The 24,273-nt window shown below is 67.0% G+C and carries 21 protein-coding genes; 14 read left to right on the top strand and 7 right to left on the bottom strand.

Features of this window, described 5'->3' with window-relative positions:
* Positions 1 to 49 precede the first annotated feature (49 nt).
* The 6 genes from JKL49_RS15050 (at position 50) to JKL49_RS15075 (ending at position 7,822) form a co-directional block, all read left to right on the top strand.
* Positions 50 to 2,428 (top strand): hybrid sensor histidine kinase/response regulator, encoded by a 2,379-nt coding sequence (locus tag JKL49_RS15050; protein WP_249778295.1) that lies wholly within the window; start codon positions 50 to 52, stop codon positions 2,426 to 2,428.
* A gap of 154 nt (positions 2,429 to 2,582) precedes the next feature.
* Positions 2,583 to 3,665: a quinolinate synthase NadA gene (gene nadA, locus JKL49_RS15055; protein WP_215341436.1), complete on the top strand. Its 1,083-nt coding sequence runs from the start codon at positions 2,583 to 2,585 to the stop codon at positions 3,663 to 3,665.
* A gap of 1 nt (position 3,666) precedes the next feature.
* Positions 3,667 to 5,193 carry an L-aspartate oxidase gene (locus JKL49_RS15060; protein WP_215341437.1) on the top strand — a complete coding sequence of 509 codons (1,527 nt, stop codon included), beginning with the start codon at positions 3,667 to 3,669 and terminating at the stop codon, positions 5,191 to 5,193.
* Entirely contained in the window at positions 5,190 to 6,035 is an 846-nt protein-coding gene (gene nadC / locus JKL49_RS15065) for a carboxylating nicotinate-nucleotide diphosphorylase (RefSeq protein ID WP_215341438.1), read from the top strand. Before JKL49_RS15060 ends, nadC begins: the two co-directional genes overlap by 4 nt.
* 85 nt (positions 6,036 to 6,120) lie before the next feature.
* Positions 6,121 to 7,104, top strand: a complete 984-nt coding sequence (locus JKL49_RS15070) for an NADP-dependent oxidoreductase (protein WP_215341439.1) — start codon at positions 6,121 to 6,123, stop codon at positions 7,102 to 7,104.
* Positions 7,105 to 7,255: 151 nt separating this feature from the next.
* The gene (locus tag JKL49_RS15075) at positions 7,256 to 7,822 is read left to right on the top strand and encodes a GNAT family N-acetyltransferase (RefSeq protein WP_215341440.1); all 567 of its coding nucleotides are present in this window, start codon (positions 7,256 to 7,258) and stop codon (positions 7,820 to 7,822) included.
* Between the two features lie 318 nt (positions 7,823 to 8,140).
* Here the strand turns inward: JKL49_RS15075 and JKL49_RS15080 are convergent, their stop codons facing one another.
* Entirely contained in the window at positions 8,141 to 8,842 is a 702-nt protein-coding gene (locus JKL49_RS15080; RefSeq protein ID WP_215341441.1) for a DJ-1/PfpI family protein, read from the bottom strand.
* An 83-nt stretch (positions 8,843 to 8,925) separates the two neighbouring features.
* On the opposite strand from JKL49_RS15080, the gene JKL49_RS15085 reads away from it, so the two are divergent.
* Positions 8,926 to 9,864, top strand: coding sequence for a GlxA family transcriptional regulator (locus JKL49_RS15085; RefSeq protein WP_215341442.1), 939 nt, complete (start codon positions 8,926 to 8,928; stop codon positions 9,862 to 9,864).
* Here the strand turns inward: JKL49_RS15085 and JKL49_RS15090 are convergent.
* Both JKL49_RS15090 and JKL49_RS15095 read right to left on the bottom strand, forming a co-directional pair.
* On the bottom strand, positions 9,861 to 10,415 hold the full coding sequence (locus tag JKL49_RS15090) for a DUF1003 domain-containing protein (RefSeq protein WP_215341443.1): 555 nt from the start codon (positions 10,413 to 10,415) through the stop codon (positions 9,861 to 9,863). The two genes, JKL49_RS15085 and JKL49_RS15090, sit on opposite strands and share 4 nt — an antisense overlap.
* Before the next feature lie 109 nt (positions 10,416 to 10,524).
* Positions 10,525 to 11,598, bottom strand: a complete 1,074-nt coding sequence (locus tag JKL49_RS15095) for a cell wall hydrolase (protein ID WP_249778093.1) — start codon at positions 11,596 to 11,598, stop codon at positions 10,525 to 10,527.
* Positions 11,599 to 11,923: 325 nt separating this feature from the next.
* Between JKL49_RS15095 and JKL49_RS15100 the strand changes: the two genes are divergently transcribed.
* From JKL49_RS15100 to JKL49_RS15115, 4 genes are all read left to right on the top strand, one after another.
* A complete protein-coding gene (locus JKL49_RS15100) occupies positions 11,924 to 12,106 on the top strand; it encodes a hypothetical protein (protein ID WP_215341445.1) in 183 nt (60 codons plus the stop codon).
* A gap of 187 nt (positions 12,107 to 12,293) precedes the next feature.
* Positions 12,294 to 12,689 carry a hypothetical protein gene (locus tag JKL49_RS15105; protein ID WP_215341446.1) on the top strand — a complete coding sequence of 132 codons (396 nt, stop codon included), beginning with the start codon at positions 12,294 to 12,296 and terminating at the stop codon, positions 12,687 to 12,689.
* A gap of 184 nt (positions 12,690 to 12,873) precedes the next feature.
* Positions 12,874 to 13,227 (top strand): hypothetical protein, encoded by a 354-nt coding sequence (locus JKL49_RS15110; protein WP_215341447.1) that lies wholly within the window; start codon positions 12,874 to 12,876, stop codon positions 13,225 to 13,227.
* Between the two features lie 239 nt (positions 13,228 to 13,466).
* A complete protein-coding gene (locus JKL49_RS15115) occupies positions 13,467 to 13,943 on the top strand; it encodes a hypothetical protein (protein WP_215341448.1) in 477 nt (158 codons plus the stop codon).
* Positions 13,944 to 14,119: 176 nt separating this feature from the next.
* Here JKL49_RS15115 and JKL49_RS15120 read toward each other — a convergent pair whose 3' ends face one another.
* The 4 genes from JKL49_RS15120 to JKL49_RS15135 all read right to left on the bottom strand — a co-directional run bounded on the left by JKL49_RS15120 (position 14,120) and on the right by JKL49_RS15135 (position 19,280).
* Complete coding sequence (locus tag JKL49_RS15120) at positions 14,120 to 16,300, bottom strand: CHASE2 domain-containing protein (RefSeq protein ID WP_215341449.1); 2,181 nt, start codon at positions 16,298 to 16,300, stop codon at positions 14,120 to 14,122.
* 9 nt (positions 16,301 to 16,309) lie between these two features.
* A complete protein-coding gene (locus JKL49_RS15125; protein ID WP_215341450.1) occupies positions 16,310 to 17,620 on the bottom strand; it encodes a FecR family protein in 1,311 nt (436 codons plus the stop codon).
* Positions 17,617 to 18,324 carry a response regulator transcription factor gene (locus JKL49_RS15130; RefSeq protein ID WP_215341451.1) on the bottom strand — a complete coding sequence of 236 codons (708 nt, stop codon included), beginning with the start codon at positions 18,322 to 18,324 and terminating at the stop codon, positions 17,617 to 17,619. The genes JKL49_RS15125 and JKL49_RS15130 overlap by 4 nt, the downstream gene beginning before the upstream one ends.
* A 77-nt stretch (positions 18,325 to 18,401) precedes the next feature.
* Positions 18,402 to 19,280: an alpha/beta fold hydrolase gene (locus JKL49_RS15135; protein ID WP_215341452.1), complete on the bottom strand. Its 879-nt coding sequence runs from the start codon at positions 19,278 to 19,280 to the stop codon at positions 18,402 to 18,404.
* Between the two features lie 160 nt (positions 19,281 to 19,440).
* Here JKL49_RS15135 and JKL49_RS15140 point away from each other — a divergent pair, with 160 nt between their 5' ends.
* The 3 genes from JKL49_RS15140 to JKL49_RS15150 all read left to right on the top strand — a co-directional run bounded on the left by JKL49_RS15140 (position 19,441) and on the right by JKL49_RS15150 (position 24,243).
* The gene (locus JKL49_RS15140) at positions 19,441 to 20,037 is read left to right on the top strand and encodes a thioredoxin domain-containing protein (protein WP_215341453.1); all 597 of its coding nucleotides are present in this window, start codon (positions 19,441 to 19,443) and stop codon (positions 20,035 to 20,037) included.
* Positions 20,038 to 20,110: 73 nt separating this feature from the next.
* Complete coding sequence (gene uvrB, locus JKL49_RS15145) at positions 20,111 to 22,363, top strand: excinuclease ABC subunit UvrB (RefSeq protein WP_430700823.1); 2,253 nt, start codon at positions 20,111 to 20,113, stop codon at positions 22,361 to 22,363.
* A gap of 122 nt (positions 22,364 to 22,485) precedes the next feature.
* A complete protein-coding gene (locus tag JKL49_RS15150) occupies positions 22,486 to 24,243 on the top strand; it encodes an ATP-dependent nuclease (RefSeq protein ID WP_215341454.1) in 1,758 nt (585 codons plus the stop codon).
* The last annotated feature ends 30 nt before the right edge of the window (positions 24,244 to 24,273 follow it).

The raw sequence follows: 24,273 nt of genomic DNA on the forward strand, positions 1-24,273 counted from the left end.
ACTCTCCACACATTAAAATTCAGGACCACGGGGAGCCGATCCTTTGGCGATGACGCCCGTCGAGTGGCCGCTGCGTTTCATACCCCGCCGCGCGCCTTCATTCCTGGAAGCCCTCGCGGTCAGCAGCGCCGCCATGGTCCTGGCGAGCCTGGCGCGCGGGGCGTTCCTCGGCTGGACCAACGTGTTCAGCCTCTCGGCCACCTATTTCCCGGTCTATATCGTGGCGAGCCTGTATGGCGGCCGCCGCTGGGGCTGGGTGACGCTTGGGGTGTCGCTTCTGCTCGGCCTGAGCAACCGGATGGCCTTCCCGCAGGGGGTCTCCGAACAGGGCATCTACATCCTGTTCGCGGCCTCCGGCGTGGCCACGGTGGTGGTGGCCGGCGCCCTGCGCGATACCCTGCTGCGGCTGGAGGAGGCCCGACGGTCTCAAGAGATCACCCAGACGGCCCTGGACCGCAGCGAGGCGCGCCTGCGCCTGGCCCAGGACGCTGGGAGTGTCGGCCTTTGGGACTGGGACGTGGTGACCGGCGACGGCGTCTGGTCCCCCACCCTGTATCGCAACCTGGGTCTCGATCCGGTGCGCGACGCCAATGTCCGCAGCCTGTTGGACATCGTCCACCCCGAAGATCGGGAGAAGGTCCGCCAGGTCAACATCGTCGCGGTAAAGGGAGGCCGCATGGACCCGATCGAGTACCGGGTGGTCTGGCCCGACGGCTCGATCCACTGGCTGCTGTCGCGAGGCGAGATGCTGCGCGACGACGACGGGGTGATCGTGCGCGCCGTGGGCGTGAACATCGACGTCACCGAACGGCGGATGGCCTTCGAACAGGTGCGCGAGAGCGAGGCGCGGTTCCGGGCCCTGGCCGACTCCGCCCCGGTGCTGTTGTGGGTCTCCAAGACCGACGGCCAGCGGGAGTTCGTCAACCAGGCCTATGTCGCCTTCCTGGGCGCGACCTACAACGAGGCGTTACACTTCGACTGGCGCGACCGGCTGCATCCCGACGACCTGCAGCGGATCATGACAGAGCAGGTGGCGGGCGAGGCTTCACGCCAACTCTTCAACCTGGAGGCCCGCTACAGCACGATCCTCGGCGAGTGGCGCTGGATCCGTTCCTACTCCCAGCCCCGCTATGGGCCGGAGGGAGACTTCATCGGCTTCATCGGCATCGCCTTCGACGTCACCGACGCCAAGCAGGCGCAGGCCGACCTCAAGCATATCAACGACCTGCTGGCCGAGAGCGTCCAGGCCGCCCTGGTCGAGCGGGACGAGGCCGAGGCCGCCCTGCGCCATGCCCAGAAGCTGGAGGCCGTGGGCCAGCTGACCGGCGGGGTGGCCCACGACTTCAACAACCTGCTGACCGTGATCATCGGGGCGCTCGATCTGATCCAGCGCCATCCCGCCGACGCCGACCGCCGCGAGCGGATGATCGAGGCCGCCCTGGGCGCCGCCCGCCGGGGCGAGCGCCTGACTGGCCAGCTGCTGGCCTTCTCGCGCCGCCAGGCCCTGAAGCCCGAGGCCATCGTCATCGACGCCCTGCTGGTCGACGCCGAGTCCCTGCTGCGCCGGGCCGTAGGCGAAGCCGTCAGCCTGACCTTCGCGCCGGGCGCGGCCGGCGCCGTGGCCATGGTCGACACCGGCCAGTTCGAGGCCGCAGTGATGAACCTGGTGGTCAACGCCCGCGACGCCGTGGCCAGCGGCGGCTCGATCCGCCTGGAGACCGGGGTCTGTGAGCTGGCCGAGGGCGAGGTGTCGGAAATCCCCGCGGGTCCATATGTCCGCGTCGTCGTCCACGACACCGGTGTCGGCATGGACCAGACCACCATGGCCCGGGTGTTCGACCCCTTCTTCACCACCAAGGAGATCGGCAAGGGCACGGGGCTGGGCCTGTCCCAGGTCTATGGCTTCGCGCGACAGAGCGGCGGCGGGGTCTCCATCGACTCCGCGCTGGGCAAGGGGGCGTCGGTGCGGCTGTACCTGCCCCGCTCGGCGGTGGCCCCCCTGGCCGCCGAGCCCGAAGCCGCCGCCGTTGCCCTGGGGCCGGCCTTGCGCATCTTGCTGGTGGAGGACGACCCGGAGGTGGGCGACCTGGTGGCCATGATGCTGGAGGAGCTGAACCACCAGGTGTTCCGCGCCGACGGCGCCCCGGCCTTCAGGTCGTTCATGGCCACCGGCCAAGCCTTCGACCTGCTGATCACCGACCTGATCATGCCGGGGACCAAGACCGGCGTGGACCTGGCGCACGAAGCCGTGAAGGCGCGGCCCGGCCTGCCGGTGATCCTGTCCTCTGGCTATACCGGCGACGCCCTGGCCTCCGCCGACGGCGCGCCCTGGCCCCTGCTGCGCAAGCCCTATTCGGCCGACGAGCTGGCCCAGGCCATCCAGGATGTCATGGCCAACGCCCCGGCCGCTGCCGCTACGTCAGTGTGAAGACAGCCCTTGTCGGCGCCCGAACACGGGTCTATATGTCTGTTAACGGGTTTTGCTCTAATTGAGCATATCCAGGACGCCGAGGGAGCCAAAAGTGTTCTCCGGCGTTTTTTGAGGCGGAAGAAATGCTCATTGTGAGCATAAGGAGGGCCAAGTGGCCGACGGGTTCCAATTCGCGTTCACGCCTGAGGTCGACAAGGCCACCCTGCCCCTCTGGGAAAAGGTGAAGGGCCACATCACGCCCATGGAGTGGCGGCTGCAGGCCCCTCTGATCGCCGAGATCAATCGCCTGAAGCGCGAGAAGAACGCGGTCATCCTGGCCCACAACTACATGACGCCCGACATCTTCCACGGGGTCGGCGACTATGTCGGCGACAGCCTGGGCCTGGCCAAGGAAGCCGCCAAGTCGGACGCCAAGATCATCGTCCAGGCCGGGGTGCACTTCATGGCCGAGACCTCGAAGATTCTGTCGCCGGAAAAGACCGTGCTCATCCCCGACCTGCGCGCCGGCTGCAGCCTGGCGTCTTCGATCACCGGCGCCGACGTGCGCCTGATCAAGCAGCGCTATCCGGGCCTGCCCGTGGTCACCTACGTCAACACCACCGCCGACGTGAAGGCCGAGACCGACGTCTGCTGCACCAGCGCCAACGCCGTCCAGGTGGTGGAGCATGTGGCGCGTGAGTGGGGCGTCGACCGGGTGATCCTGATCCCCGACGAGTTCCTTGCCCGCAACGTCGCCCGCCAGACCGATATCAAGATCATCGCCTGGCAGGGCCGCTGCGAGGTGCACGAGCGCTTCACCGCCGCCGACATCCTGGAGCTCAAGGCCGCCTATCCGAACGCTGAAATCCTGGCCCACCCGGAGTGCCCGGCCGAGGTGCTGGAGGTCTCCGATTTCGCGGGCTCGACCGCGGCGATGAACGACTACGTCCTGACGCGGAAACCCAAGCAGGTGGTGCTGATCACCGAATGCTCCATGGCCGACAACGTCGCGGTGGACGCCGTCGACACCGAGTTCGTGCGGCCCTGCAACCTGTGCCCGCACATGAAGCGGATCACGCTCGAAAATATCTACGAGACCCTGGTCCACGACCGCTATGAGGTGACCGTCGACCCGGCCATCGCCGCCCGCGCCCGCGTGGCGGTGCAGGCGATGATCGACCTGCCGCCGCCGTTGGTCCCGGCCCGCTACGACCTGGTGAAGGCCCGCCACCACGTGGATGTGGAGCTGATCTGAGGTGGCCGACCGCATCCACCATGACGGCGTCCTGATCGTCGGCGCGGGCCTGGCTGGCCTGAGCGCGGCCCTGGCCGCCGCGCCCCGCAGCGTGCTGCTGCTGACCGGCGCGCCGCTGAACCAGGGCTGTTCGTCGGCCTGGGCGCAGGGCGGCATGGCCGCTGCGCTCGGCGATGACGACGCCCCGGCCCTGCACGCCGCCGACACCATCGCGGCGGGCGCGGGCCTGGTGGACTCCGCCATGGCCCACCTGTTGGCCAAGGAGGGCCCGGCGGCGGTTCGCCACCTGGCCGATCTCGGCGCGCCTTTCGACCGCGACGCGGCCGGGCAGTTCGCCACCAGCCTGGAGGCCGCCCACTCCCGCAGCCGCGTCGCCCGGGTGAAGGGCGACCAGGCCGGCCGCGCCATCATGGAGGCGGTCGTCCAGACCGCTCTGTCGTCGCGGCACATCGAGGTCCGCGCCGGCATGCGCCTGCGCGGCGTACTGCACGACGCCGGCGGCCGGGTGCGCGGCGTCGTCGCCGAGCAGGCCGGACGGCTGATCGAGATCACCGCGCCCGCCACCCTGTTCGCCACCGGCGGTATCGGCGGCCTCTACAGCGTCACCACCACGCCCGCCGAACTGCAGGGCGAGGGCCTGGCCCTGGCGGCCCTCGCCGGCGCCACCATCGCCGATCCCGAGTTCGTGCAGTTCCATCCCACGGCCATCGACATCGGCCGCGATCCCGCGCCGCTCGCCACCGAGGCCCTGCGTGGCGAGGGCGCCCGGCTGATCAATGCGGCGGGCGAGTTCTTCATGGCCGGCTACCACCCGGACGCCGAGCTGGCGCCCCGGGACGTGGTGGCCCGCGCCATCCATGCAGAGCTGGCCGCCGGTCGCGGCGCCTTCCTCGACGCCCGGGCCGCCGTCGGCGCCCACTTCCCCGAGGAGTTCCCCGCCGTCTTCGCCGCCTGCCTGTCGGGCGGGGTCGATCCGCGCGTGCAGCCGATCCCGGTGGCGCCGGCCTGCCACTACCACATGGGCGGCATCGTCACCGACGCCAATGGGCAGACCTCGCTGGAGGGCCTGTTCGCCGCCGGGGAGTGCGCCTCGACCGGCGTCCACGGCGCCAACCGCCTGGCGTCCAACTCCCTGCTGGAGGCCGCTGTCTTCGGGACCCGCGCCGGCAAGGCCGCCCGCGAGCAGCGCGAGGCCGCCTCCGGGCCGCTGCGCCGCATCCTGACCCCGGACCTGCCGCCTGAGGCGCTGGCCGCCCTGCGTATCGGGATGAGCCGTGACGCCGGGGTGGTGCGCGACGCCGCTGGCCTCGGCAACCTGCTCGGCGAGATTGATCGCTTCGAGGCCGCCCATGGCCGCGCCGGTCCCCTGGTGGCCGCGCGCCTGGTCGCCCAGTGCGCCCTGGACCGCGAGGAAAGCCGCGGCGGCCACTACCGCTCCGACTTCCCCGAGCCCCTGGCGCCCAAGCGGACCTTCGTCACCTTCGCCGACCTCAAGTCCGATGACCCCCTCAGTTTCGCGGCCGAATGATCCAGCCCCTTCCTGACCTGCTGATCGAACCCACCGTCCGCGCCGCGCTGGCCGAGGACCTCGGCCGGGCCGGCGACGTCACCGCCCAGGCCTGCATCGACGTCGACGCGGTGATGAGCGTGGTCTTCGCCACCCGCCAGAACGGCGTGGTCGCGGGCCTCGCCTGCGCCCGTCTGGCGATCCTGGCCCTGGACCCCAAGGCCAGCTTCGAGGCGGTGGTCGAGGACGGGGCCAGCGTCGAGGCCGGCGCGGTCCTGGCCAAGGTCACCGGCAATGCGCGGGCCATCCTCTCGGCCGAACGCACGGCCCTGAACCTGATGGGCCGCCTGTCGGGCGTCGCCACCCTGACCCGGGCCTATGTCGAGCACACGGTGGGCACCAAGGCCCGCATCGTCGACACCCGCAAGACCACGCCCGGCCTGCGCCACCTGGAAAAGTATGCCGTGCGCTGCGGCGGCGGGGTCAACCACCGCTTCGGCCTGGATGACGCCATCCTGATCAAGGACAACCATGTCGCGGCCTGCGGTGGGGTGGCCAATGCGCTGAAACGCGCGCGCGCCTTCGCGGGCCACCTGACCAAGGTGGAGCTGGAGGTCGACAGCCTGGAGCAGCTTGCCGAAGCCCTGCCCCACGGCGCCGACGTCATCATGCTGGACAATTTCAGCCCCGACGACCTGAAGAAGGCCGTGGCCCTGGCCGGCGACAAGGTGGTGCTGGAGGCCTCGGGCGGGGTGAACCTGCAGACCGTGCGCGCCATCGCCGAGAGCGGAGTCCAGGTGATCAGCGTCGGGGCGCTCACCCACTCGGCCCCGGTGCTGGACATCGGTCTCGACGCGGTCTGAGCGGCCGCTTGAGTTTTTCTGGCATGACCTGGGAAGCCGGCCTGACTAACCTCAAACGATTGTTTGAAATCATTTGAGGCCGACCATGACCATCGCCCGCCAGATCCACCTCGTCCGCCGCCCCAAGGGTAAGCCGGTGCAGGAAGACTTCGCCCTGGTGGAGGCGCCTGTCGCCGACGCCGCCGACGGCGAGATCCAGGTCACGGCCCTGCTGATGTCGGTGGACCCCTATATGCGCCCGCGCCTGGACGCCGATCAGGCCCTGGACGCGCCGCTTCTGGGCGGCGGCATCGGCCGGGTGACCCAGTCGAAAAATCCCAAGTTCAAGGAAGGCGACCTGGTCCGCCACAGCGCGGGCTTCCGCGAGACCTTCGTCTCCGACGGCCGCGGCGTCTCGGTTCTGAACCGAGACCCTGAGCTACCGCTCAGCGTCTACATGCATGCCCTGGGCGGCACCGGCGTCACCGCCTATGGCGGCCTGCTGGGCACCGGCGCGCTGAAGGACGGCGAGCAGGTCTTCGTCTCCACCGCCGGCGGGGCCGTGGGCTCCGTGGTGGCCCAGATCGCCAAGATCAAGGGCTGCTACGTGGTGGGCTCCACCGGGACCGACGAGAAGGCCGCCTGGCTGAAGGGCGAGGTCGGGATCGACGCGGTGATCAACTACAAGAAAGAGAACCTCGCCGAGGCCCTGAAGGCCGCCACCCCCAACGGCATCGACGTCTATTTCGAGAACGTCGGCGGCGCGCACCTGGACGCCGCCCTGCCCCGCATGAACCTGCGCGGCCGCATCCCGGTCTGCGGCATGATCTCGACCTATAACGGCGACGGCGAAGGGGTGAAGAACCTGTTTTCCCTGATCTATGGCCGCATCCGCATGGAGGGCTTTGTGGCCGGGGACTTCCCACACCTGAACGCCGACTTCCTGGCCGATATGACCCACTGGCTCAAGTCGGGGAAGATCAAGTACCAGGAGACCATCCTCGACGGCTTCGAGCGCGCGTCCGAGGGCCTGATCGGGCTCTTCGAAGGCAAGAACAACGGCAAGATGCTGATCCACATCGCCGACTAGGATTTCCAGACCTCGCCGGGCGGGTCACCGACTCCTGCTGGGGGAGAAGGTGGCCCGGCGGCTAAGCGGTTCAGATCATGCGCCTAGGCCCAGCGTTGGGTTCCGTTTGCAACCCGTAGCAGTCGCTGGGACAGTCGCGTAGCCTCGCGAAATGCGCGAGTGGCTCCAAGACATTCCCGAGCAGATCTTGACCGATAGGCTTCTGATCCGACCGCATCGCCAGGGCGATGGGAGGGCGCTCCACGACGCCATCATGGATAGCTTGGCCGATCTGCGCCGTTGGCCAGCCGCGATGGGTTGGTCGTTGGGCGACCAGTCCGCTCAAGGGTCGGAAGAGTTCTGTCGGGCCTGCAGCGAGGCCTTCTCCCGGCGAGCCGATTTCCCGCTCCTCATCACCCTACGCGATAGCGGAACGATAGTTGGTTCAAGCGGCCTGCACCGTCCCGACTGGAGCGTTCCGAAACTGGAGATCGGATGGTGGGGCCGCTCCACCTACGCCAAGCGAGGCCTTGTTACCGAAGCAGTGGAGGCGATCCTGGAGTATGGGTTCGTTCACCTGCGGGCCCGACGCGTGTTCGCTCTGCCTGATGACCAGAACAGCGCCAGTTGGCGTATCTGCGAGCGAGTTGGAATGAACTATGAGGGTCTTATGATCCATGAGCGCGCGGAGCCTGACGGCACGCTCAGGGACACCCGGCTTTACGCCATGGTCCGGTGAGGCCCGGTAGCCCTCTGCCGAGACCTTTAAGAGGTCCGCTTCCACGCCGAGAGCCCGGCGCTGCAATCGACCCTTCTCTGACCATCGGAGCGTCCGCTCTTGAGTCATCCCTTCAACTTGATCGTTCATCGAAGGCACGGGCGTCGGTCGCGATCCCAGTCCGCCCGCGAGGCGCAGAACAGGTGGGCGCCAACGCCCTTGCCAAGGGGCGCATCGAGCGACCCCGCCGTCACATTGCCCGCGTCGGCTTGCGCCGAACGCGGCGTGCCACAGGCCCCGCAGCCGCGTCGGCTCCCGGCCCGCGACGGGAGGCGGACGTCAGACGGCGTTCAGACCGGCGCTCTCCACGCGGCGGGCGGCTTCCTCCGCAGCCTCCTGGCGGTCGCCCATGGCGCCGGCCATCATCGACTTCACCGCCGCCAGGATCTCCGGCGGGGCGGTTTCCGGGGTTCCGGCGTTGAACGGCGGGGCCGGGGAGTATTCCAGGCCCAGCTGCAGCGACTGGGCCAGGGTGTCGCCGGCCAGCTCGGCCACCATGGTGAAGGCGAAGTCCAGGCCCGCGGTCACACCGCCGCCGGTGATGATGTTACCGTCGCGGACAACCCGCCCCTCGGTGACGATGACGCCGAAGGGCTTCAGCTGATCTCTCCAGGCCCAGTGGCAGGTGGCGCGCTTGCCCTTCAGCATCCCAGTGGCCGCCAGGATCAGCGAGCCGGTGCAGACGCTGGTGAGATACTTGGCGCCGGCGGCCAGCCGCTTGATGTGGCTCATGAAGGCCTCATCCAGCATGGCCGCGCTGGTCCCGAAGCCGCCGGGAATGCAGATCACATCGCAGGCTTCGACCTTCGCGAGGTCGACGAGATTTGTGAAGGTCAGGCCGTCGGCCTCGATGTCGGCGCCGCCCATGGAGGCGACGATGATCTTCGCGCCGGGCACGCGACACAAGACCTGCTGCGGGCCGGTGAAATCGAGGTGGGTCACGCCCGGATAGAGCGGGAAGACGATGACGAGGTCGGACATGGCGACGGCTCCTGCAAGTTGACGTGGCCAAGGTGTCAGGCCTAGCGTCCGTCCGAAATGACAAACTTGCCTCAGATTCAGCCATGACCCGCAAGATCGGTTTCCTGATCTTTCCCGACTTTCAGCTGCTGGACGCGGCTGGGCCGCTCGGCGCGTTCGAGATCGCGGGACGCTACGTGCCCGGCGCCTACAGCCTGAAGGTCGTGGCCGCACAGCCGGGCATGGTGGCCAGTTCGGTGGGCGCGGGCCTGGGCGCGGAAGCCCTGGACGAGGACCTCGACACCCTGGTGGTGGCCGGCGGGATCGGCGCCAACAAGGCCGCCAAGACCCCCGCGGTGAAGGCCTATATCGAGCGGGTGGCGGCCAGGGCGCGGCGCACGGCAAGTGTCTGTTCGGGCGCCTATCTGCTGGCCGAGGCGGGACTGCTGGACGGCAAGCGCGCCACCACCCATTGGGCCCGGAGCGGTGAGCTGCAGAAGCGCTATCCAAAGGTCCGGGTGGAGGCCGACCGCATCTTCGTGCGCGAGGGGCCGATCTGGACCTCGGCGGGGATCACGGCGGGGATCGACCTGAGCCTCGCGCTGATCGCCGAGGACCTCGGGGAGGATGTCGCGCGCCAGACCGCCCAGACCCTGGTGGTCTATCATCGCCGGCCGGGCGGCCAGTCGCAGTTCTCGGCCCTGATCGAGATGGGCGGCCAGGGCGGCCGGTTCGCCAGTCTGCTGGACTGGATGCGCGAGCACCTGGACCAGCCGCTCACGGTCGACCTACTGGCCGACCACGCGGCCATGAGCCCGCGCCACTTCGCCCGCGCCTTCGCCGCCGAGACCGGCATGACGCCCGCCAAGGCCGTGGAGCGCCTGCGCCTGGAAACGGCGCGCGAACGGGTGGAAGCCTCCTCCGAGCCCATCGACCGGGTGGCGGAGAGTGTCGGGTTCGGCGATCCGGAGCGGATGCGCCGCGCTTTCCTTCGCGCTTTCGGCCAGCCGCCCCAGGCGCTGCGGCGGGCGGCGCGAGCCTAGTCCTTGGCGGCCAGCGCCGCCATCTGCGCCTTGAGCAGGGTCAGGGTCTCGTTCTGCGCGGTCACCAGCTTGACCAGTTCCTCATTGCGCAGGGCGTCGAGCTTGTCGTGCAGATGCATGATCTCAAGCTCGGCGCGCAGATTGACCACATAGTCGTGCTCGGCGTTGGCGCGGTCTCGCGCCGCGGCCCGGTTCTGGCTCATCATGATCACCGGCGCCTGCAGGGCCGCGATCATCGACATCACGAGGTTCAGGAAGATGAAGGGATAGGGGTCGAACGCCAACCTGTGCGCCAGGGCGTTCCAGGTGACCCAGGCCACCAGCACCGCCAGGAAGCTGAAGATGAAGGTCCAGGATCCGCCGACCGCGGCGATGGTGTCGGCGAGCCTTTGCCAGAAGGTGCGGTCGTCGGTGGTGAGCTGGGGGTTGAGGCCGCTGGGAGCTTCGGTGGCGATCAGGTCGATGACGCTGCGCTGGACAGGGTTGAGCTCGTCATAGCTGCACCCCAGCAGCGCCTGGGCCAGGTCAGCGTTGTGGCTGGTCACGGACATTGTCGGCACATTCCTCGCTCAGGATCGGCGAGGGAGCAGGATCACCGAGCTCCCGCCCCGACGGCAAGCGCCAATGCGGCGCCCGCGCGTCAGGATTGGGGCGGGGACGTCAGGACGTGGCGCCCGTCGCCATCTTGATCGCCGGTTCGCCGGGCTTGGTCTGGCTGACCGGGGTCAGCTTGGCCTTGCCGGTCTCAGACTTGGGTTCGGTCGGGACCTGGGCCACGTCGGGCGCCTTGTGCTCGACGGCCTCCGTCGGACCAGACACCACCACGGCCGAGGCCAGACGGAAGTCGGGGGACGGAGCGCTGGCCTGGGCCGGCATCGGGACCAGGCTGGCATAGACGGTTTCGCCGGCGTTGAGCTCACGCCCACCGGCCCGGCTGTCGGCGACATAGGTCGCCGGCGCCGCGCCACGGCCGAAGCGGTAGAAGACGTGCATGCCCACCTGGGCGACGCGGACCATGCGCGGACCCCAGTTGGGAGCGACGCCGGTGGTGTGGAAGTTGGTGGCGTCGCCGACCGAGGCCATCACGCCGCCGGACAAGGCGCGCTCGGCCACGCTACGGGCACGGTTCCAGGCGATGGCCTCGCGGCCCCGGCGCATGGAGCCGTCGCAGGCGAAGCTGAACTGGCAGCCGCGGGCCCGGGCCGCGCCCTGGAACACCACGCCGCAGACGCTCTTGGGATAGGCCGGATGGCGGACGCGGTTCAGGACGACCTGCGCCACGGCCTGCTGGCCGACGGCGGTTTCGCCACGGGCCTCGAAATAGACAGCCTGGGTCAGGCACTCCAGTTCGCGCGACCCTTCCAGCACGCCGGCCATGCGGAACGGGTTGACCGACGGCGTCAGGGGACCGGCGAAGGCGGCGCGCAGGACCACGGCGGAGGCCGGGTTGCGGTCGCGCTTTTCCAGGCGGGCGGCGAAGATCGACGACTGGCGGTCGCGCTCGGCGTCGCCGGCGACGGTGAAGGGGTCATGGCGGCGCGCGACGCTGAGGATTCCCGGATCCATGTCGGCGGCTTCGCGTTGAAGAACAGACTCGGAGAAGCCGCCGGCGGCGGCTTCGGCCAGACGGGCTGTACGCTGGTGGTCGGTGGTGGCGCGCGCCATACCGCCGGCCAGATAGGCGGCGCCAAGGCCCAGGCCAACGCCCGAACCCAGCAGCACAGCACTGGTCAACGCACGCCAATCGGCGCGCGCCTGAGGTTTGGATAGCAAAGGGTGGTTGTCCCGTGTGGCGAAGGCGAAAGCGCCCCCAGACATCGTTGCCACTCGACGCCCCTGCACTTGCTGGCGGCGTTCCGCGGCGAGCCTGTTCCTTACACGTCGGAAGACAGGCCATGGCGAAGTTGCCGTGCTTATGGACGGATGGTTTACGATTCGCAACCCCATATTGCGGTGCAACATAAAATAGCCTGTGGATTTCTCGTCATCCGAGTCCCGTGGAACCTCCACCTTTGGCCGCCGTTCTTCCCGCCGAGACATCCTGAACCGGAGCTATGTCATGCGGAAAACCCTTAGCCTTCTTGCCATTGCTGGCGTCGCCCTGACCCTGGCGGCCTGTGGCCACAACGTCGAACAGCGCGCCTCGACCGGCGCGGTCACCGGCGCCGTCCTCGGCGGTCCGGTCGGCGCCGCCGCCGGCGCGGCGGTCGGTACGGTCGTCTCCAAGGCGGTCGACAAGTAGGAACGACGTGGCCCCGCCCCGCGCGGGGCCATAGTCCAACTGCGTCATGCGCCCATCCCCGGCCCGACTAGGATCGTATCAAGAATACGATTCTGGGAGTTCCGGACTTGGGACATGTCATCTTCGCCGTCATGACCTTGGTCACGGTTATTGCGATCACGGTTCTGGGCGGGCATCCTCTCTGACGATGAAGCGCAGACTGTCCCTCGCGCTCCTGATGGCGGTCTGCGCCACCGGAGCTCACGCCGCGCCCGCCTGGCGCGTGCAGCAGTCCTGCGCCCTGAAGCGCTATCTCGGCGCCACGCCGGCCTTCGCCGGCGCCTGGGGCCGCGACACCTCCCAGGTCTCCTATGGCAGCCGCTCGCCCACCTCGGCTTGGCGCGAGGAGCCGGCCGCACGGCTGAGCTACACCAACGCCATGGCCTCGGGCCGCGCTTTCGCTGACCGGGCCGCCGACCTGCTGGCCCGCCGCCAGCGCATCACCCACGACGAAGCCCTGCGGGTGATCGGCGCGGACCATGGCCCATGGCCTGAGGTCACGGAGGCCAAGTGCGCCGCTCTGGAGCGGCGGGCCGCGCGTTAGAACCACACCCGCCTAAGTCGTATTTTGAATGCGGAGCCGGCGAAGCGGAGCCTCGAAATCCCCGTTTCGGGCAAACTGTAAAGCTTTGTAAAATTGGTGCCCGCACAGGGTTTTCCGCGCTGAAGCTCTGCTAAGACGTCGTTAAGGATTAACCTCAACGCACGGTCGAACGCAGATGACGGACATGGATGAAGTCGCCCTGGCGCGGCGGACGAAATTCGCCAAGACCTGGAACGTCAATCCGCTGGTGGCGGAGATCGTCGAGATCCTGCTGATCTACGGCGGCTCGGCCCACCGCAATTTGGTGGCCGAACGGATTGCCATGCGCCGGACCGACGAGCAAATCTCCGACGGACTGAAGCGCGAGATCTTCGAGGCCTTTGACACCCACCGTGAGGGCGCGGCCAACGCCGGCCAGCCGGCCCTGGCATGCCTGCCGTTCGGCGAGGGCTCCCACCGGTGGTCTCTGACCCCGGACGCGCAGAGCTTTTTGGAACAGGACCCCCACCCCCTGACCCGCGCCGCCCTGTGCCGGTGACCTATATGCCCTTCGGGGTGAAGCTGACCTCGGCCGTGGCCGGCGGCGCCTTCTGTCTCGGGGTCCTGATGGGCCTGGCCTTGATCCATGCCTGACGCCATGAGCCCGATGTTGCGGCGACTGCTGTTTGGTCTGGCCCTGGTGGTGAACCTGGTAGCCTGGCTGGTCATCCTGCGGACGGTGATCCTGCCCCTCGTCAGCGATTGACGCGGGCGCGGGCGCGCCGGAAAGTCTGCGCCATGTCAGCCAAGCTTCTTCTGCCCCTCGCCGCCGCGGCCCTGATGGCCGGATGCGCCTCCGCTCCGCAGGTCGTGCGGAGCGGGGATCCTGGCTTCGCCAAGGGCAAGACCCTGGCGCTCGCCGTCACCGAGGCGACGCCGCTGGACCGGGCGCGGCCCGACCAAGCCTCGGCCCTGGTCCTGCAGAGGCTGGGCGGCCGGACCGCCGAGCCGGCCGCCGCCGACTATCTGATGCAGGTGTCCTTCGCCGCCCTGCCCAAGGGCGTGGGCGTGATGCGCGACGGCGCCGGGGACTGGGTGTCCGATCCCAAGGGCCACCGCCGGTTCGGCATGCGCAGCCCGGCCTACGCTGTCAGCATCGCCGCCATCGAGACCAAGACCGGCAAGGCCGCCTTCTCCGCCACCGCCACCGAGCCCGCCCACGGCGATCGCGCCAAGGCCGTGGACCGGCTGGTGAGCGCCGCGCTGGCGGATTAGCGCGCCTGATCCACTCCCCACTTGATCGTCATGGTCGGCCTTGTGCCGGCCACCCATGATCTCCGAGATTCAGCAAACGCCTGCGGCGGCGTCGCATCCTCTGCGGAGAAACGGAGATCATGGGTCCCCGGGACAAGCCCGGGGATGACGATCGTTATTTGGCGCGAACGGCAGCTCTAGTCGCACTCCGGCAGATCGACCACAAACCGGGCGCCCTCGCCCGGCGCGCTGTCGCAGGTCACCTGGCCGCCGTGGCGGGTGACCACCGAGCGGACGAAGGCCAGGCCCAGCCCCGCGCCGGGATCGCCCCCAGCCTGGGGCCGCGCGAAACGCTTGAAGGGCTCGAAGACACTCTCCATTTCGTCGGCCGTCAGGCCTGGCCCCCGGTCGGTTACCGAGACCCGCACGCGGCCGTCCTCGCGAACCAGCGCGACCACGATCTCCTCCCCAGCCGGGCTATACTTGACCGCGTTCTGGAACAGGTTGGCGAAAGCGCGCGACAGCAGGGAGCGGTCCCCCATCGCAAAGCAGGGCTCCTCGCAGCCCTGCTGCACGAACTCGATCTTCTTCTGCTGGGCCTGGGGCCAGAGTTCGTCGGTCATCTCGGCGATCACGTCGGAGAGGTCCACCGGCTCGCGGTTGAGGATCGAGGCCTCGGCGCGGGCGAACTGCACGAAGCCGTCGGCCAGCGCCAGGGTTCGGCGGGCGTTTGCGGCGATGCGGCCCACCACCGTCGGCTCCAACCCCGGCGACTGCTGCAACATGGCCAGGATCGAGGTCTGGGGCGAGCGCATGTCGTGGGTCAGCAGCTGCAGGGCCTGCTCGCGCTGGCGGGCGGTGGCCATCAGTTGCGTGGCGTCGGCCAGGCTGATCACCTCCCCGGCCCGGACGCCCCCCTCCCCCCGCAGCGGTGCGGTCATCATCAACAGGGTGCGGCCGTCGCGCAGCGCCAGGGGATGGGTCCCCGTCAGCCCCGCCTCGCCGATCGGCTCCAGACGGGACAGCAGATCGAGGAGCCGCGCGCCCACGAGGTCGGATCCCAGCAACGCCTCGCCAGGTCCGTTGGCCTGGATGACGATCCCGTCGGCGTCGGTGACCAGGGTGGCGTCGGGCAGGCTGGCCAGGATGTCGTCGGCGAAGCGGCGCAGGGCGTCCATGCGTGAGATGGCGCCGCTGAGCGCGCGGGCTTGGCTTTCCACCACGTCCGCCACGAGGCCGTTGGCGACCGGCGCGTCGAGCCGTCCGCCGAGCCTTTCGAACTCGGCCTTCAGATAGTCGCTGGCCATGGCGAGCCGACGCCAGCCCCAGAGCGGGAAGACCAGCAGCAGGATGGCGATCGTGGTCACCGGTGACAGCCAGACCTGGAACAGCCCGAACAGGCTGATGCTGACCGCCAGGGTCATGACGCCGAGACCGGCCGCCAGAGTCAGGTTCTGGGCCGGCTTGAGGGTCAGGAACCCGGCCATCAGCACCCAGAGCGGCAGGATCGCCAGGGCCAGCTTCCAGGTCGTCCCGGCCTCCGCCCGGGTCACGCCGGCCGACAGGGCGTCGAGGATATTGGCCTGCAACTCCACCCCCGACATGCCGCCGCCCATGGGACTCTGGAAGTGGTCGGTCATGCCCAACGCGGTCGCCCCCACCAGCACGCGCTTTCCGGTGAAGAATTCGGCCGGCACCTCGCCGCGCAGGACGCTGCCGTAGCTGACGGTGCGATAGGCGCCGGGCGGTCCGGCGAAGGGGATCAGTTCGGCGACGCAGGGCTCCGCGCCCGCCCTGGGCAGAGGCCGGGTCTGGCCCAGCACCACCTCGGCGAGGGGCCGGGGCGCCGGGGCGGCGCAACGTTCACGGTGGCGCACCACGCCATCCAGATCGGGCCGGATGATCACCTGGCCCAGCCCCGCGGCGGCCGGCGCCAGCCCCCCGGCCGGCGGGACATGGTTCAGGCTCGCGCCGTTCAGTCCCGGCTCCACCAGCACCGGCAGGAAGACATTGCCGATGGCCGCCATCGCCTTGGCCAGGCCCGAATCGGCGGGGTCGGGCTCGGTGAACAGGACGTCGTAGATCACCGCCTTGGGCTTCATGGGCGCGAGCACATTCAGCAGGGCGGTGTGGCGCACGCGGGGCCAGGGCCAGCGGCCGAGTTCGGCCAGGCTGCGATCGTCGATGGCGACGATGATGACCCCGGGATCGGCGGGCCGTCCGCTAAGGCCGGCCAAGGCGTCGTAGACCGCGCCGTCGGCCCGGGCCAGCAGGGCGCTGCCGGTGGCGAGCGCCGCCGCCGCGGTGGCCAGCACGGCCACCAGCAGCCACTCCAGGAGCAGTCGTCGGCCGGCCGGCGATCGCCCCGTATCTGACACTGGGTGAGCCTACTGCCCGACGGTGATGTCTTGAAGCCCGCCGACCTTCTCGGTGATCTTGCCCTTGGCCAGGCGCGTGGCCGTCACCCGCCAGTGATAGGTCCCAGGCGGCAGGTCGGTGAGCACCAGTTGCGGCGTCTCCAGCCCCGTCTGGTCCACCAGGGCCGTCCGACCCTCAGCGTCGGCGAACAGCTGGAAGCGGAAGGTGCGCACGCCCTGGCCGGTGGAGGTCCACTTGAACAGGTACTTGTGCAGTTTGCCCGAGGTTTGCGGCGCGACCTGGCCCGGCGCCAGGACGTTGAGGTCGCGGTCGAAGCCGTAGGTGGCGGGCAGGCCCTCCAGGCCGGTGGCGTCGATGGCGGTGGCGCGGACGAAGTAGGTGCCGTCGGCGATGGCCTCGAAGGCGACCAGGGTCTTGTCGGTCTTGGTCTCGTTGAAGATGTCAAGGAAGCCCGCGTCATTGGCCAGCTGCAGGCGATAGGCGACGGCGCGGGGGACCGGTTCGATCTCGAAGGCCACCACCGTGTCCTCCTGCGCCTTGCCGCCGCGCACCAGTTTCGGCTTGGCCGGCAGTTCGGTGGGCGCGCTTACCGCGGCGGGCGTGACGCTGACGCCGAAGGTCTCGGGCACCGCCACCTCGTCCTTGGCCCCGGCCACGCCGACCAGGCCCTTGAGCACCTCGGTGGTGGCCTGGCCGTCGCTCAGCGCCGCGACCCGGAACTCGGTGCCACGCACGGCGGAGACCGACAGCGGGGTGCGGATCAGGAAGCGGGAATTGGGATTGGCGTTGGGGGTCGCCGAGGTGGAGCTACGACCGCTTTCCAGGTCGAACACCCGCAACAGGCCGCCGGTCATCGGCGCCTCGCGCAGCTGCCGGACCCGGGCGCTGGAATTGGACGGCAGGGTGATGCGGCTCTCGTCGGAAAGCTCGACGGTGAGGAAGCCGTTGGCCAAGGTGGTCAGGCGCATGCCCTCGACGATGGGCAGACCGACGCGCGGCGCGACGACCTGGCCGCCGCGCTCGATCCGCACGGCGCCGGAGAAGGCCACCAGCTCGGCGGTGATGGCGTTGGTCTTCATCACCCGGTAGGGCACGACCACGGTTCGGCCCGGCTGTAGCCGGCGGCCGTCGGGGATCTTGTTCAGCCGCCGCACGGTCTCGTAGTCGCTGGGCCGAGCGAAGTAGCGCTGGCCGAGATTGTAGAGGTTCTCGCCCTTCTTCACGACATAGCGGGCGTCGGGCGGATCGGGCGGCGGCGCCTGTTGGGCGAGAGCGATTCCCGGGATCGCGAGAGCCAGCAACAGGGCAAGCAGCTTCACTGGGCGTCCTCCAGGACCGTTTGGCAGCGCTCCAGGCGGTAACCGAAGCCGTAGACGGTCACAAGCCGGAAGCCACCGGCCGGCCGCAGGGCGAGCTTGCCCCGCAGGCGCGAGATGTGGGCGTCCAGGGTGCGGGTCTCCAGGTCGGCGCGGTGGCCCCAGACCCGTTCCAGCAAGTAGTCGCGGCTGAGCGCGCGGGACATGTTGCGGAATAGGATCAGCGCCAGCTGAAATTCCTTGGAGGTCAGCTGCTCGGTCTTGCCGTCGCGGGTGGCGGTCTCGGCGGCGGGGTCGAAGGTCCAGCCCTCATGGGTCTCCCCACTGGTGGGCGGGGCCGCCGGATAGGCCCGCCGCAGCAGGGCCGCGACCCGAGCCAGCAGGATCGAGGGCTCGAAGGGCTTGACCAGATAGTCGTCGGCCCCGGCGTTCAGCCCCTCCACCACATCGCTCTCCACCGAACGGCTGGTGACCAGCAGGACGGGCGGCGTGGTGGAGAGCAGTTCCGGCAGGCGCGCCAGAACGTCGATGCCGGTCATCTCCGGCATGTTCCAATCCATGATCAGCAGGTCGAAGGTCTGGCGCCGCAGGTCGGCCAGCAGGGCCGGCGGGCGCTCATAGACGGTGCAGCGATGCCCGGCCTGACGCAGCATGGCCGCGAGCAGATCGTTGTGGGCCTGGTCATCGTCCAGCACGGCGATGTTCATGCTCGGTCCCCACCCAATTCGACTGGCCGGAAGCTTAGCCTTCACGCGCGCATGCGCCGCCTGGATTCGTCCGCAGGTTACATTCCTTTACGATCCGCCTCCGGCGGATCGTTGCGGGCGACGAAGGCGGCGTAGCCTTCGACATATTCATCGGGGATGAAGCCGGCCATCATGGCGCTAAGATGCCCCTTGCCTGGCAGCACCAGGTTGGTGAAGTCGGCGAGCTCGCGGGCCATGCGGTGGGTGCGGGCGTTGGGCCGATCATACTCGCCGTTGATGGCCATGACCGGGAAGTTGATCCTTGAGAGGTCCAGCTTGGTGAGCGTCGCCATCATGCGGCCGGCCATGTCCTCCATCTTTCGGACCGCGCCCTCGCCGGCCACGGCCTGGACCTTGGCGCGGATCCTGTCGCCGAGATCGTTGCCGACCTCCTCCCCCTTGGCCTGGCGGCGCGCCTTGGCCTGGGCGTTGGCGGCGGCCTCGTCAGGGGCCTCGCCCGTGATGTCAGGCGGGACCTTGTCTTTCCACTCGCCGACCTCGCTGATCCCCGAGCCCTGGAAACAGGCGGTGATGAACCGTTCCGGCGCCCGGGCCAGCAGTTGCAGGGTGACGCCGCCGCCCATGGAGTAGCCGGCGATATGGGCCTTCCTGATCCCCATCTGATCCATGAACTCCAGCACGTCGTCGGCCATGTTGAAGTGGCTGTGCCGCGCCCCGCCCGACAGGCCGTGGGCGCGCATGTCGAGGGCGTAGACGTGGTTGGTCTGCGCCAGCTTCGGCGCGATGCCGTTGGAGAACCAGTTGCCGATGGCGCTGCCCCGCGCGCCATGGATCAGGATCACCGGGACGCCTTGGCCGGCCTCCACATAGTGCAGGCGGGTCCCGTCCCTGACCGTGAAGAAGCCGTCGGGCCAGCGCGGCGGTGCGGCGCGTTCGGCCGCGGTCGAAACCGACATGAAATCCCCAAGAATCTACGCGACGGAAATGAACTCGGCGGGAAATGAGTCCCGCCAGAACGTCAGTATGACGGCTCCCAGGCCCCGGCGCCAACGGCCTCAGTTGACAGGCGAGGCGTTGGCGGTGTCCTGAGACCGTCCCCCGTCAGGAAGCTCCCCCTTGCGTCACGTCCTGCTCAGCCTCGCCTTCGCCTTCCTCGCCGGAGGCGCCCTCTCCGCCCCGGTCTACGCCACCGGCGAGCCGTCTCTGGGCAAGCCCACGGCGAAGATCCATGTCGAGGAGTACGGGTCGCTGAGCTGCACCCACTGCGCCCACTTCAACAATGAGGTCTTCCCGGCCTTCAAGAAGAATTACATCGACACCGGCAAGGTCCGTTACACCCTGCACGAATTCCTCACCGAGCCGGCCAATGTGGCGGCCATCGGTTTCATCACCGCCCGCTGCGCCGGGGCCGACAAGTACTATCAGGTGGTGGACGGCCTGTTCCGCCGGCAGGCCGAAATCTTCGAGACCCGCCAGCTGCGCCCCGTCCTGCTGGACGTCGCCAAGCAGGCGGGCCTGACCGAGGAACAGGTCGCCGCCTGCGTCGCCGATCCCGCCAACGGCGAGGCCCTGGACGCCCGCGTCGCCGCCGGCGAGGCGCGCGGCGTGGACTCCACCCCCTTCTTCTTCGTCAACGGCGTGAAGGTGGGCGGCGTCACCCTCGAGGATCTCGACAGGGCCATCGGGGCGGCGGGCAAGGCGAAGAAGAAGTAGCGGGAGCCTGCTGACACCTCCTGTCACCAGGGCGCCCTAGCCTTCCGGGGTCATGCACCCTAAATTCGACCTCATGCCCCGTCCCACGAAGTCCGCCCCGGCCGAAGCGCCCGGCGTCGCCGACATGTCGGCGGTGTTCGACTACGATGAATCCAAGGGCGCCGTCGCCTGGATCCCCCACCGTCCCGACCGCCCGCAGAAGTCCGAGGGCGGCCGCAGGTTCAAGCTCGTCAGCGACTACGAGCCGGCCGGCGACCAGCCCACCGCCATCGCCGACCTGGTGGCCGGCCTGGAGGGCAAGGAGCGTGACCAGGTGCTGCTGGGCGTCACCGGCTCGGGCAAGACCTTCACCATGGCCAAGGTCATCGAGCAGACCCAGCGCCCGGCCCTGATCCTGGCGCCCAACAAGACCCTGGCCGCCCAGCTCTATTCGGAGATGAAGAGCTTCTTCCCCGAGAACGCGGTGGAGTTCTTCGTCTCCTATTACGACTACTACCAGCCCGAGGCCTACGTGCCGCGGACCGACACCTATATCGAGAAGGACTCCTCGATTAACGAGCAGATCGACCGGATGCGCCACTCGGCGACCCGGGCGATCCTGGAGCGCGACGACGTCATCGTCGTGGCCTCGGTCTCCTGCATCTACGGCATCGGCTCGGTGGAGACCTATTCCACCATGACCATCCAGCTTGAGGTCGGACAGCGGGTGGACGAGAAGAAGCTGATCGCCGACCTGGTGGCCCTGCAGTTCAAGCGCAACGACGCCAGCTTCGAGCGCGGCGCCTTCCGCCGGCGCGGCGACACCCTCGAGATCTTCCCCGCCCACTACGAGGACCGCGCCTGGCGCGTCAGCCTGTTCGGCGACGAGATCGAGGCCATCGTCGAGTTCGACCCGCTCACCGGCCGCAAGACCGCCGACCTGCCCAGCATCAAGCTCTACGCCAACAGCCACCACGTGACCCCGCGCCCGACGCTCCACCAGGCCATGATCTCCATCAAGGCTGAGCTGAAGGAGCGCCTCGACTGGATGATCGCCAACGGCAAGCTGCTGGAGGCCCAGCGGCTGGAGCAGCGCACCACCTTCGACCTGGAGATGATCGGCGCCACCGGCTCCTGCGCCGGCATCGAGAACTACAGCCGCTACCTGTCGGGGCGCAGGCCTGGCGAGCCGCCCCCTACCTTCTTCGAATACATCCCCGACAACGCCCTGCTGTTCGTGGACGAGAGCCACCAGAGCGTGCCGCAGATCGGCGGCATGTACCGGGGCGACTACCGCCGCAAGTTCACCCTGGCCGAATACGGCTTCCGCCTGCCCTCCTGCCTGGACAACCGCCCCCTCAAGTTTGAGGAGTGGAACGCCATGCGGCCCGACACCATCTGCGTGTCGGCCACCCCGGCGGCCTGGGAAATGGAGCAGTCGGGCGGCGTCTTCGCCGAGCAGGTGATCCGCCCCACCGGCCTAATCGACCCGCCGGTGGAGATTAGGCCGGTCTCCAAGGACAACCACAGCCAGGTGGACGACGTCATCGCCGAGGTGCGCGAGACCACGGCCAAGGGCTACCGGTCGCTGATCACCGTGCTCACCAAGAAGATGGCCGAGGACCTGGCCGAGTACATGCACGAGCAGGGCCTGCGGGTCCGCTACATGCACTCCGACATCGACACCATGGAGCGGATCGAGATCATCCGCGACCTGCGCCTGGGCGCCTTCGACGCCCTGATCGGCATCAACCTGCTGCGCGAGGGCCTGGACATCCCCGAGTGCGGCCTGGTGGCCATCCTCGACGCCGACAAGGAGGGCTTCCTGCGCTCCGAGACCAGCCTGATCCAGACCATCGGCCGGGCGGCGCGGAACGTGGACGGCAAGTGCATCCTCTATGCCGACCGGATCACCGGCTCCATGGAACGCGCCATGGCCGAGACCTCACGCCGCCGGGAGAAGCAGGAGGCCTACAACCTCGAGCACGGCATCACGCCCGAGAGCATCAAGTCCTCCATCAAGGACATCCTCGCCTCTCCCTACGAGAAGGACCGCGTCACCATCCCCGTGGGCGTGGCCGAGGACTCCAAGCCCTTCATGGGCGACAACTTCAAGACCACCCTGCGCGACCTCGAAAGCCGCATGCGCCAGGCCGCCGCCGACCTCGAATTCGAAACCGCCGCCCGCCTGCGCGACGAGATCAAACGCCTGAAACTGATGGACCTCGAATTCGCCAACGACGTGCTCACCGCGCCGGGCGAAGAGGTGGACCGCACGGCGGTGAAGAAGGTGCGCGCCGAGGCGCGGGCCGAGGCGCAGGAGCGGTTCCGGAAGGGGAAGCGGTAGGGGGACACCATCGTCCAACTCAACGTCAACAGTTCTGTTGGCCCCGGTATCCGATGGTTGCAATGCGCGGGACAACCGCCTCCGGTATTGTCGGTTCTTGATTCGGGGCCGCGGGGGCGATTTTGACCACAATCCGACAAATCACGTTCCACAACTTCAAGCGATTTGACCGGTTCACCCTGAACTGCCGGGAATCAAACATCCTGGTTGGACCAAACAACGCGGGAAAATCCTCAATTCTAGACGCCCTCCGCGTTCTCTACGGCGCGATGCGGTATGCCAAGCGACTGAAACCACGGCTCATACGAACGACCGCCGGCGAAGACTGGGGATATGAAATCCCTGATTCTTCCATCCTCATCGGCGTTGCGAACGTCGTAAGGAACTACGGGGACGACGACGCAATTATCGAGTTTACCCATAGCAATGGGCGAAAGTTGATCGTCGAATTACACCCGGACCACCTAACTCGTCTATATATCCGAGATGCGAACAAACACACATCGTCTGGAAAGTCGTATTTTAGTCTTTTTCCAGTCACGGTAGTTATCGTTCCGACGCTATCCCCGTTCGAGCAAGAAGAATTATATGTTACAGATGATACGGTCGACAGAAATCGCGCCAATCGTCTCGCATCTCGATATTTTCGCAATATTTGGTATCGGAGCAGCAAAGAAGAATTCGAAGATTTTTCCAATCTGATCGAAAATACTTGGCCGGGAATTTCTATAAAGAGACCTAATCGCCCACCTGAGTCACCAAAATCTCTCGAGATGTTCTACAGCGAACGCCGCATAGACAGAGAGATTTCATGGGCAGGATTCGGCTTTCAGGTGTGGCTTCAAATTCTAACGCACGCTCAACGTGGCGATGAAGATGCAATCTTCGTATTAGATGAACCTGATATTTATCTTCATCCGGACCTTCAATTTCAACTTCTTCAGCTGATAAAGAACTCATTTAAGCAGTTCTTCATTGCAACGCACTCTTCCGAAATTATCAATAGGTCGTCTCCAGGAGATATTGCGAGCATAAATTCAAACTATCGAACTTCGAAGCGAATAAAATCCGACGAAGACTACAACGAAGTCTTCGCTTATATCGGCTCGATCGAAAACGTAGAACTTTCCAGACTCTCTCGGGCGAAGAGAGTTATCTTCTTTGAAGGAAAGGATAAGTCGATACTTGGAAAGTTTTGTCAAAAAGCCAATTTGTCAGGTCTTTTAGAGGACAAAGAAACCATTATCATTGGCGTTGGAGGATTTGGCCAATGGCGGAAAGTCCTAGAAACAGCATGGACCTTTAAAAACATCCTGCAGATAGAAGTTTCTATACTTTCGTTATTTGATAGAGACTACAGAGATTTGCGGGAGATAAATGATTTGATCACGGAAATCTCCTCCGCAGAGGTTTCTTGTTCCGTTTGGAATCGTAAGGAAATTGAAAATTACGCGCTGAATAGCACTGTTTTGCAGGATACAATTATTCGGCGCGTACGAGAGAGAAATCCAAAATCAACCCTATCAGCTACGGGCGCGCTTGAAATCATTTCTATTGTTTCTGAAGAATATAGGCACGATGTGATTTCCCAAATCGTGTCCAACGCAACAACCTATGAGCGCCGCATTGCCACCGGTCGGGACGTTTCGCAAATAACCAAGGAATGTTTAAAGGAATTTGAGAGAAATTGGTCCTCAATTGAGGATCGGCTGAAGATAATTCCCGGCAAGCAATTCATCGCGGATCTCTCTCGGCACTTGCAAGATAATTACTCATGCACGATAACTATAAATATGATGATAGACGACTTGAAAATATCGGACTTAGACCCTCAACTCCTCTCTGTACTCAATCAGGTAGAAGAATTTTGCCGCAGATGATCAGCCGCCCCTTCTCTGATTAATTGAAAC

This window comes from Phenylobacterium glaciei, from assembly GCF_016772415.1.
Classification (GTDB): domain Bacteria; phylum Pseudomonadota; class Alphaproteobacteria; order Caulobacterales; family Caulobacteraceae; genus Phenylobacterium; species Phenylobacterium glaciei.